The sequence below is a fragment of the Blautia aquisgranensis genome (assembly GCF_040096615.1).
GTDB classification, from domain to species: Bacteria; Bacillota; Clostridia; order Lachnospirales; family Lachnospiraceae; genus Blautia_A; species Blautia_A aquisgranensis.
Genome location: NZ_JBBMEJ010000019.1, coordinates 47,546 through 56,583, shown reverse-complemented (window position 1 = coordinate 56,583; position 9,038 = coordinate 47,546). Strand labels below are relative to the sequence as shown.

8 protein-coding genes and 5 tRNA genes are annotated in these 9,038 nt (G+C 44.9%); 12 read left to right on the top strand and 1 reads right to left on the bottom strand.

The window, feature by feature from the left end; all coding sequences use genetic code 11:
- Nucleotide 1: 1 nt before the first annotated feature.
- The 10 genes from WMO28_RS14025 to WMO28_RS13980 all read left to right on the top strand — a co-directional run bounded on the left by WMO28_RS14025 (nt 2) and on the right by WMO28_RS13980 (nt 5,859).
- A tRNA-Tyr gene (locus WMO28_RS14025) sits at nt 2-77 on the top strand.
- A 7-nt stretch (nt 78-84) separates the two neighbouring features.
- Nucleotides 85-157, top strand: a tRNA-Thr gene (locus WMO28_RS14020).
- 15 nt (nt 158-172) lie between these two features.
- Nucleotides 173-246, top strand: a tRNA-Met gene (locus tag WMO28_RS14015).
- A gap of 5 nt (nt 247-251) precedes the next feature.
- Nucleotides 252-324 (top strand) — tRNA-Phe (locus tag WMO28_RS14010).
- A 77-nt stretch (nt 325-401) separates the two neighbouring features.
- Nucleotides 402-474: transfer RNA gene (locus tag WMO28_RS14005), tRNA-Lys, on the top strand.
- A gap of 246 nt (nt 475-720) precedes the next feature.
- Entirely contained in the window at nt 721-1,536 is an 816-nt protein-coding gene (locus WMO28_RS14000) for a dihydropteroate synthase (RefSeq protein WP_178641142.1), read from the top strand.
- A gap of 48 nt (nt 1,537-1,584) precedes the next feature.
- Nucleotides 1,585-2,217: a corrinoid protein gene (locus WMO28_RS13995; protein WP_349057377.1), complete on the top strand. Its 633-nt coding sequence runs from the start codon at nt 1,585-1,587 to the stop codon at nt 2,215-2,217.
- 671 nt (nt 2,218-2,888) lie between these two features.
- On the top strand, nt 2,889-4,655 hold the full coding sequence (locus tag WMO28_RS13990; protein ID WP_349057376.1) for an ASKHA domain-containing protein: 1,767 nt from the start codon (nt 2,889-2,891) through the stop codon (nt 4,653-4,655).
- A 47-nt stretch (nt 4,656-4,702) separates the two neighbouring features.
- A complete protein-coding gene (locus WMO28_RS13985; protein WP_349057375.1) occupies nt 4,703-5,239 on the top strand; it encodes a DUF2284 domain-containing protein in 537 nt (178 codons plus the stop codon).
- 116 nt (nt 5,240-5,355) lie between these two features.
- On the top strand, nt 5,356-5,859 hold the full coding sequence (locus tag WMO28_RS13980; protein ID WP_349057373.1) for a hypothetical protein: 504 nt from the start codon (nt 5,356-5,358) through the stop codon (nt 5,857-5,859).
- On the opposite strand, the gene WMO28_RS13975 is transcribed toward WMO28_RS13980, so the two are convergent.
- Nucleotides 5,843-7,039, bottom strand: coding sequence for a metallophosphoesterase (locus tag WMO28_RS13975; RefSeq protein WP_349057372.1), 1,197 nt, complete (start codon nt 7,037-7,039; stop codon nt 5,843-5,845). The two genes, WMO28_RS13980 and WMO28_RS13975, sit on opposite strands and share 17 nt — an antisense overlap.
- 138 nt (nt 7,040-7,177) lie before the next feature.
- Here WMO28_RS13975 and WMO28_RS13970 point away from each other — a divergent pair, with 138 nt between their 5' ends.
- Entirely contained in the window at nt 7,178-7,996 is an 819-nt protein-coding gene (locus WMO28_RS13970) for a SpoIID/LytB domain-containing protein (RefSeq protein WP_349057371.1), read from the top strand.
- A 113-nt stretch (nt 7,997-8,109) separates the two neighbouring features.
- A complete protein-coding gene (locus tag WMO28_RS13965) occupies nt 8,110-9,024 on the top strand; it encodes a peptidoglycan DD-metalloendopeptidase family protein (RefSeq protein ID WP_349057370.1) in 915 nt (304 codons plus the stop codon).
- Nucleotides 9,025-9,038 lie beyond the last annotated feature (14 nt).

Sequence of the window (9,038 nt, the reverse complement as noted above, 5' to 3'; positions counted from 1 at the left end):
GATTCCCGAGTGGCCAAAGGGGGCAGACTGTAAATCTGTTGGCACCGCCTTCGAAGGTTCGAATCCTTCTCCATCCACTTAAATGCCGATGTGGCTCAATTGGCAGAGCAGCTGATTTGTAATCAGCAGGTTATCGGTTCGAGTCCGATCATCGGCTTTTAACAATTAATAACGCGGGGTGGAGCAGTCTGGAAGCTCGTCGGGCTCATAACCCGAAGGTCATAGGTTCAAATCCTGTCCCCGCTACTTATGCCCAGATAGCTCAGTTGGTAGAGCAGAGGACTGAAAATCCTCGTGTCGCTGGTTCGATTCCGGCTCTGGGCATGTTTTAATGCAAGGGCTGTTTAGAAAAAGCCTGGGCATGTTTTAATGTAAAGTATACTTTATTAAAAACTAAATATGGGGTATTAGCTCAGTCGGTAGAGCACTTGACTTTTAATCAAGTTGTCCGGGGTTCGAATCCCCGATGCCTCACTGAAAAAGCATTGTCGTTTGACAGTGCTTTTTTTTCGTTCGGAAAATACATATGCGGAGATCCATGTCAGAAAAAGGCTATCCTACATAATGTATGAAAATGAGTACAAAAACTCCACGGTATAGAGGATGTAGATTATAAAATATATCTGCTACAATAAAGACAGTTAGGAAATATACAAAATGTTTTGGGGGATTCATGATTGTATATTTTGTCGGAAGAATACTTCAGGAGGTGTAGCAGAAATGATTATTATTGGTGAGAAGATTAACGGATCCATTCCTTCTGTGGCAGAAGCTATTGCAAAAAGGGATGCGGAATTTATTAAAGACAGAGCAAGAAAACAGGCAGAGGCGAATGCAACATTTATTGATTGTTGTGCATCTGTTCCGGAGGAACAGGAAGTTGAAACATTGAAATGGATGATCGATTGTATCCAGGAGGTAACAGACCTTCCAATTTCTGTAGACAGTCCAAGTGCAGATGTTTTGGCACAGGCTTACAAATTCTGTAAACGTCCGGGACTTTTTAACTCAGTATCCGGTGAGGGAGATAAGATCGATAAGATTTTCCCGATCATGGCACAGGAGGAGAACAAAGACTGGCAGGTTATCGCATTGTTAAGCGATGACAGTGGAATTCCGAAGAATGCAGCTGACAGACTTCGTGTATTCGATAAGATCATGGCGAAGGCGAAAGAATACGGAATTTCTCCATCCAGAATTCACATTGATCCGTTGGTAGAGATGCTCTGTACATCTGAGAATGGAATTGAAACAAATATTGAAGTTATTTCAACTGTTCGTGAAAAATATCCGTCTATTCATATTACAGCAGCGATCAGTAATATTTCTTTCAATCTGCCGGTACGTAAGCTGATCAATCTTGGATTTATGGTACTGGCTATGAATGCAGGCCTGGACAGTGGAATCCTTGACCCGACAAACCGAGATATGCTTGGTCTTATCTATGCAACAGAGGCACTTCTTGGAGAGGATGACTATTGCATGGAATACATCGGAGCATACAGAGACGGACTGATCGGTCCTGTGAAAAAATAACAAAAAAAAACTAAATGAGTGCAGAAGCAATTATGGGAGGTAAAAGTTATGAGTAAAATGGATGATGTTTTTGATCTGGTAGTAAGAGGAAAAGCGAAACTGATCGGTGGAGCAGTGCAGGAAGCACTTGATGAAGGAAATGCAGCATCGGATATTCTTGACAATATGATTAAAGCAATGGGTATTGTAGGTGAGAAATTTAAAAATAACGAGATCTTCGTACCGGAGATGCTTGTAGCAGCAAGAGCAATGAAAAAAGGTGTTGATGTTCTGAAACCACATCTTGCAGGCGGAAGCGCAGGAGTAGCAGGAAAAATGATCATTGGAACCGTAGCAGGTGACCTTCATGATATTGGTAAAAACCTTGTTGCCATGATGATCGAGAGTGCTGGATTTGAAGTGATCGACCTTGGTGTAGATGTTCCGGTGGAGAAATTTATTGAAGCAGTACGTGAGAACCCGGATGTTAAGGTTGTAGGTGTTTCTGCACTTCTGACAACAACAATGCCAGCTATGAAAGAAACTGTTGAAGCTCTGAACAAAGAAGATTTCCGTAAGGATATTAAGATTATGGTTGGTGGTGCTCCTATTACTCAGGAGTTTGCAGATGAGATCGGTGCAGATGCTTACACAGCAGATGCAGCTACAGCAGCTCAGGTTGCCAAAGAGCTGGCAGCATAATCTGGTTTGATTATGAGCAGGAAGCCATTATCCCATCATTTAAAAATCGTAAGATTTAACTGAAACAAGTAAGCTTCCTGCAAGGTTGCGAAGAAATAATAGGCAGTGGAAGAGAACTTGCTTGGAATATGTCATATGGTGAAGCGTGTTACTCGAAAAATTGTATTATAAAAGTTCTTGCAGGCGGAGAGTTTGTTTTAATGGCAGTTCCTGTGAAGAATAAAGACGAATAGACATAGTTGTCCGCAGAAACTATTAAATATTATAGTTTCTGCGGATTTTTATTATAATGAATTGTTCCTTATAATTTTAAGAACACAAGAGAATTTATCTGTATCAAGATAGAAATAAGATTTGTCAGATACATTACGGAAGTTATTCAGTATAGAGATATGTAGCGAATGCGGATTGTGAATAACAGTTAAAATTGATTTTGAATAATCAGAGGAGATTTAGTGTGTATGGAAAATATTCCGTGATAACTTAGCATGAGTTTTTCGACTATAATGATGAAACTATAGACTTTACTTGAAGAAGAGAAACAGGTAAACTGAGAATAGTGATAATATAGAAAATTTTTTGCAAAAAGAAAAATATCATCTGATAAAAAGAACATTGGGTGGGTACGATTTGTCAGATGGATGTAAATAAATATGAGAAGGAGTAACGATTTGAATACATACAGGGTGTTTTTTACAAAGGAAAAAAAAGAAGTCACAGTGCAGGAGGGTACAACTGTACTGGAGGCTGAGAGAATGGCAGGGTTATCCCCGGATGCACCGTGCGGAGGTGCCGGAAAATGTGGAAAATGTACAGCCAGGATCAATGGCGTTGTGGAAAAAGCCTGCCAGATCAAAGTAACCTCAGATCTTGAGGTAGAAACGATTGAAAAAGAATCGGAACACAGGATTCTTGTAAAAGGAACCGAAAGAGCTGTAGCTTTTCGGCCGGAGCTGGAAATTCTGGATATTGAGATCCGGCCCTGTACAGTGGGGGAAAACAGCTCAGACTGGACAAGACTTTGCGAGGCCATAAACCGGAACCTCCAGGAAAAAGGAAGCAAAGCTGACAGAGTATTTCAGCCGAAGCTTGAAGTACTTCCGGTGGTCAGCCGCCTGATGAAAGAGAAGGGCGGAAAAGCAAGAGCGATCATCAGTGAAGATCAGATCCTTGAACTGAAAGAACAGGATGACAAGCCGGTTTTGATGGCTGCTTTTGATATTGGAACAACAACAGTGGCAGGCTATCTTCTGGATGGAAAAACAGGTGAACAGCTGGCAACAGCCAGTGCGTTAAATACACAGACAGAATATGGTGCAGATGTTATCATGAGAGCCAATTATTCACTGGAGCATGGCGCAGATGAGCTTTCCACATGTATCCGTGTACTTTTGAAAAAACTGATCCGCAAGCTTTGCACAGAAGCTTCGAAAGAACCAGAAGATATTTACCAGGTCAGTGTTGTAGGAAATACCTGCATGCATCATCTTTTTCTGGGAATCGTACCGGATTCACTGGTTCATGCTCCGTATAATCCGGCGATCAGTCAGGGACTTACATTTCCGGCAGAAAAATTCCGCCTGGGAATTCATCCGGGTGGACAGCTGATTGCACTGCCGGTTATTGCCGGATTTGTGGGAGCCGATACTGTGGCCTGTCTTCTTGCAGTGAATCTTGAGGATGAGAAAAAAATGACTCTGATGATCGATATCGGAACAAATGGTGAGATCGTCCTTGGAAATGCAAAACGCCGTATTGCGTGTTCCACTGCAGCGGGACCTGCTTTTGAGGGCGCTAAGATTGCCTGCGGAATGCGTGGCGCAGAAGGTGCGATCGAGCATGCATATCTTGAAAATGGCAAGCTTGTATGCAAGGTGATCGGTGATGGAAAACCAACGGGAATCTGCGGATCCGGACTGATCGATATTATTGCAGGACTTCTGGATGCAGGAGTGATCGACGAGAGCGGAAGACTTCTGGAAGGACCTCGTGTGGTACAGATCGACGAAAATACGAAGCTGGCATATCTTCTGGCATCACCGGCGGAATCCGGAAACGGAAAACCGGTTTATCTGAGTCAGAAGGATATCCGGGAGGTGCAGCTGGCCAAAGGTGCTATCGCAGCGGGAATTGCGCTTCTGGCAGAGCAGATGGGAATTACGCTGGAAGAAATAGAGCAGGTTTATATAGCAGGTGCTTTTGGCAACTATATGGATCCGGCGGGAGCCTGCAGGATCGGTATGCTTCCGGGAATCCTGAAGGACAGGATCATTCCGGTGGGAAATGCAGCCGGAGAAGGGGCGAAGCTTGCACTTTTGAATAAAGAAGAGCTTGCACGTGCGGAGAGGCTTGCACGTCATACGGAATTTTTGGAGCTTGCAGTATTGTCAGAGTTCCAGGATCAGTTTGTGGATGAGCTGGAATTTCCGGAGATGTAGATAAACATAGAAGTATTTCAGAGGTAGATAAAGTGGAGGGAACAGATATGGAGCTGAAAGAACTACAGCAAATAGGAAAAGAAATTGGTTTTTTTAAGATAGAGGCGTTGGACACAGCGAAGATCAGGTTACTTCCGGAGGTGCGTCAGATGTGCAGTACAGATAAATGTCACATGTACGGTAGAAACTGGAGCTGTCCGCCTGCCTGTGGTACTCTGGAGGAATGCGGAGCTGATATCGCAGGATACACCCGGGGAATCATTGTGCAGACAAAAGGAGAGCTGGAGGATGAATTTGACGGGGAAGGTATGATGGAGACAGAGGCACTTCATAAAGAGCATTTTGTGGAGATGCATGACAGGCTGAAAAAAGAATTTCCAAAACTTCTTTCTCTTGGGGCAGGATGCTGTACCAGATGTGCCAAATGCAGCTATCCGGATGCGCCATGCCGTTTCCCTGAGAAACGATTTTCTTCGATGGAAGCTTATGGAATGCTGGTTACACAGGTCTGTCAGGACAACGGGATCGAATATTATTACGGACCCGGAACCATTACATACACCAGCTGCTTTTTCCTGGAATGATTTTTCGGAAAGCACAGAATAAATATCCAGTTCTATTTCTGCGAATGGATCACATAGGATTTTGGTAGCTATAGCTGAAACCTGTTGGATCTGTTTTGCAGAAAGGCGGTATTTTTATGGCATATGGATATCTGGTAAATGTGCAGGGGAAGCAGAACGCAGAGACACAAGCGGGGAAAAAATCTGCAGGCTTTCTGCGGGGATATACGGAAATACTGCGGATATTTCATGCGGCAGCAGTGCTTCTGGGGATCTTTATGGAAAAAATGTTCCACGTACAGGCTGACGCAAGGAATGCAATGGGATACTGCGGAAAATATGCGTGGGCAAGACTGAGATACCGGGTTGGCTGTATGAGAAAACAGGAAGGTACTGTATCCAGCTGTAAAATGTATGGATATGATGAAAGAGAAGAAAGTGTCCCGGAAAATGAAAAACCGCCAGGTAGTCCAGTGCGTCCAGGGATTAAAACCGGAGCTAGACTGAACCGGGGAAAAGCGCAGCAACGAAAAGTCATTGGAATGCACAAGGCAGGGAATAAATATCGGGACAGGCGTCTGCTTAACCGAATTAGGGAATCAAAACAGACAGACCTTGGAAATCTTACAAAGATTTCTTAAACTCTACATTGATCACACAGATCTCGCTGTCAGTGGCAGTCCGCATATTGGGTCCCCAGATGCCGGCGCCTGAGGTGACGATGTTGTGCATGTTTCCTTTTTTCAGGTAGCCGCAGGAATTTTCCCATACAAGACTGGTGCAGATGTTCAGAGGGAACAGCTGGCCGTCGTGGGTATGACCGCAGAGATCAAGATCTGCACCTGCGCGTGCTACCTCATCCAGTTCGCCAGGCTGGTGGTCCATAAAAATAACAGGACGACGGAGATCCAGTGATTCAGTAAGCGCAGAAGGCGTTTTTCGCGTGTCGGCTGTTTTGCGGCAGCGGGAAGGATCTTTGCGTCCGATGAGATAGAAACTGTCATCTATAAGGACGGATTCATCATTCAGGAGCCGGATATTGGCAGCTTTCAGAAATTCGTACATTCGCGGGTCGTCGTATTCCTTTTTCGGGGTGCGGAAGGTGAAACCGGCCAGGATCGGTTCACTGAGATCATGATTGCCCCAGCAGGCATAGACGCCATATTTGGAATGGATAGAGCGAAGTATGGAAGCTGTTTTTTCCGGATTCTTTAATCCCTCGTATTCATTATCAAAAACATCTCCGGCAATGCAGACAAGATCAGGAGACTGGGCATTGATCTCTTTCACAAGAAGCTCGGCATGTCTGCGTCCGATACTGTAGCCAAAATGAAGATCTGCAAGCAGAACGATCTTCAGAGAATCTTTTTCTTTCACCTGCTTATCTACTTTCACATCAAAAGTTTTTATCTTAAGTTTCCACTGATTCAGAATTCCATAAGCACTGACACTGATGATAAGAAGTGTGCATACAGCCCCTGTGATCACAAATGCCTTTCGGGAATAGATCCAGGCAGGGTGAATTGTGTGCGTCAGGATCAGCCTTCCAAGATCCGTGGTAACGATCACCATCAGAATATAAAGAAAAGTTCCCTGAAAATAATTGGCAGTGTTTTTCAGAAAGCGATGCAGTCCGACCGGTTTCCGTATCAGAAAACAGGTCAGCAGAGAGGAGGCCAGAAATACATAAACGCCCGCAAAACACACCCGAAATGCAAAAGTCTGAAACAGATGTGTACAGGCGCCCATCCACAGGATCATCCAGCGCACGATATAAATATTGATGAGAATATAAAATGGTGCAAGAATTATAGCAAGCATGAAATAAACCTCCATGGACCGATACTGTCCGTTATATGGGATAGTAAATGATAGTGATGCAATTACACCAGTATACAGCAATTAATATTTTTTTGCAAAAGAACATATATTAGGGAAAAGACCGCTTATGGTGTTTTTATGAAAAAATATGCGTATTTTCGGTATTTCCTGGTATTTCTCGTGATGGTTCTTCCTTATGTCAGCGGAGTGACGTTTCAGGGAGCGGAGATGGTTTTTGTACAGCGAAAGCCGGAGGCAGAGGAATATCTTCCGATGATAGTCTCCTCGCAGATCACGGCAGATATGGAGCGGGAAACCATAAAAGCGCAGACTGTGATCGCCAGGTCGAATACGCAGAGAAATCTTCGGGAGGGGAAAATACTTCCGGAGATCCTTCGGGAAAATGTGGACGGCATGAATTTCTGCAGAAATATTTTTTCCCCAAAAGACAAAGTCTATGAGCTGGCAGCAGAAGAAACGAGAGGCCAGGTTCTGACATATCAGGGGGAGCTGAAGCTGACGCCGTGGCACAGATGCAGTGCCGGGAAAACACGCAGCGGAGAAGAAGCTTTTGGGGATGAGGCGTATACATATCTGCGATCTGTGGACAGCAGCGAGGACAAAAAACTGCAGGATTATGTGAAAACAGTTGAAGTTTCGGCGCAGCAGATCGGAGGCGAATTGAAGATCCAAAACCGGGACAGTGCGGGCTATGTGACGGAGCTTTCCATGGGAAAAACAGCTCTGGAGGGAGATGGCTTTGCGGCTGGACTGGGACTGGAATCTGCCAATTTCAGTCTGCAGAAAAAGGACGATGTTTATTATTTCCGTGTACGGGGAAGCGGCCATGGCGTGGGATTTTCGCAGTGTGGAGGAAATGAGATGGCGAAAAAAGGAAGCAGCGCGGAGGAGATCCTGAAAAAATATTTTCCGGCCATGAAACTGAAAAATTTATAAAAAGTGAATAGAAAGTCATATTCCGGACACCCTATAGATACAGGAACGGTGACTGACAGGTAATAAAGGCCGGCACCGGAAAAATGAACATATCAGACAGAGGTGGAAAGAATATGAAAAGTAAAATCGTGAGAGGCATTATCAATGGTGGCGTTCTGGCAGCAGTGGCAGCTCTTGGAATCACAGTGTATCAGCTGGGAACGAAGCCCATTGTGGAAAATCCCCAGGAGGAGAATTCCGTACAGATGGAGGAAACCGGGCTGGAAGAGGAGCTTGCGGACGGTGAGGAAGCGGCGGTATCCGGGGATGGAAGAAAAGCGGATTCCGGAATTGAAAAAAATCAGTCAGATGCAGAGGAAATTGCTGGCGGTAATAAGACTGCCGGAAAAAACAGTTCGAATATGTCGGGAGACGGAGCTGTGACGGGAAGTACTGAAAGCGCGATAACCGGTGCAGACGCTGATTTGAATCGCAACGCAGGTGATCAGGGTAGTAATGGAGCAACATCTGCGACGGGTGCAGTGAATGCAGGAGAAAACAGCGAAGCTTCAGTAGCTGGTACAGGAGAAAGTACGGAGACTTCTGCAACCGGAATCGCAGCACAGAATCTGAATTTCACGGAAAATTCTCTGATGGAATGGCCGGTGAGGGGAACCGTTCTGATCGATTATAATATGAATGAAACGGTGTATTATCCGACCCTGGATCAGTACCGGGTAAGCCCGGCAATCGCAGTGCAGGCAGTGGAGGATGCACCGGTATATGCGGCAGCAGACGGACAGGTGCTTTCCGTTGAGCAGGATGCGTGCACGGGAACAACTGTGACCATGGAGCTTGGAAACGGATATCAGGCTGTATATGGACAGCTGAAAGACCTTACTGTGGAAGCCGGGGATTCTGTGAAAGAAGGCGAAGTGATCGGAAATATCAGTTCTCCTACGAAATATTATTCCGTTGAAGGCCCGAATCTTTATTTTGCAGTGAAGAAAGACGGAGTGCCGGTGGATCCGTTTGAATATCTGGAGTGAAAACTTTTGGCAGG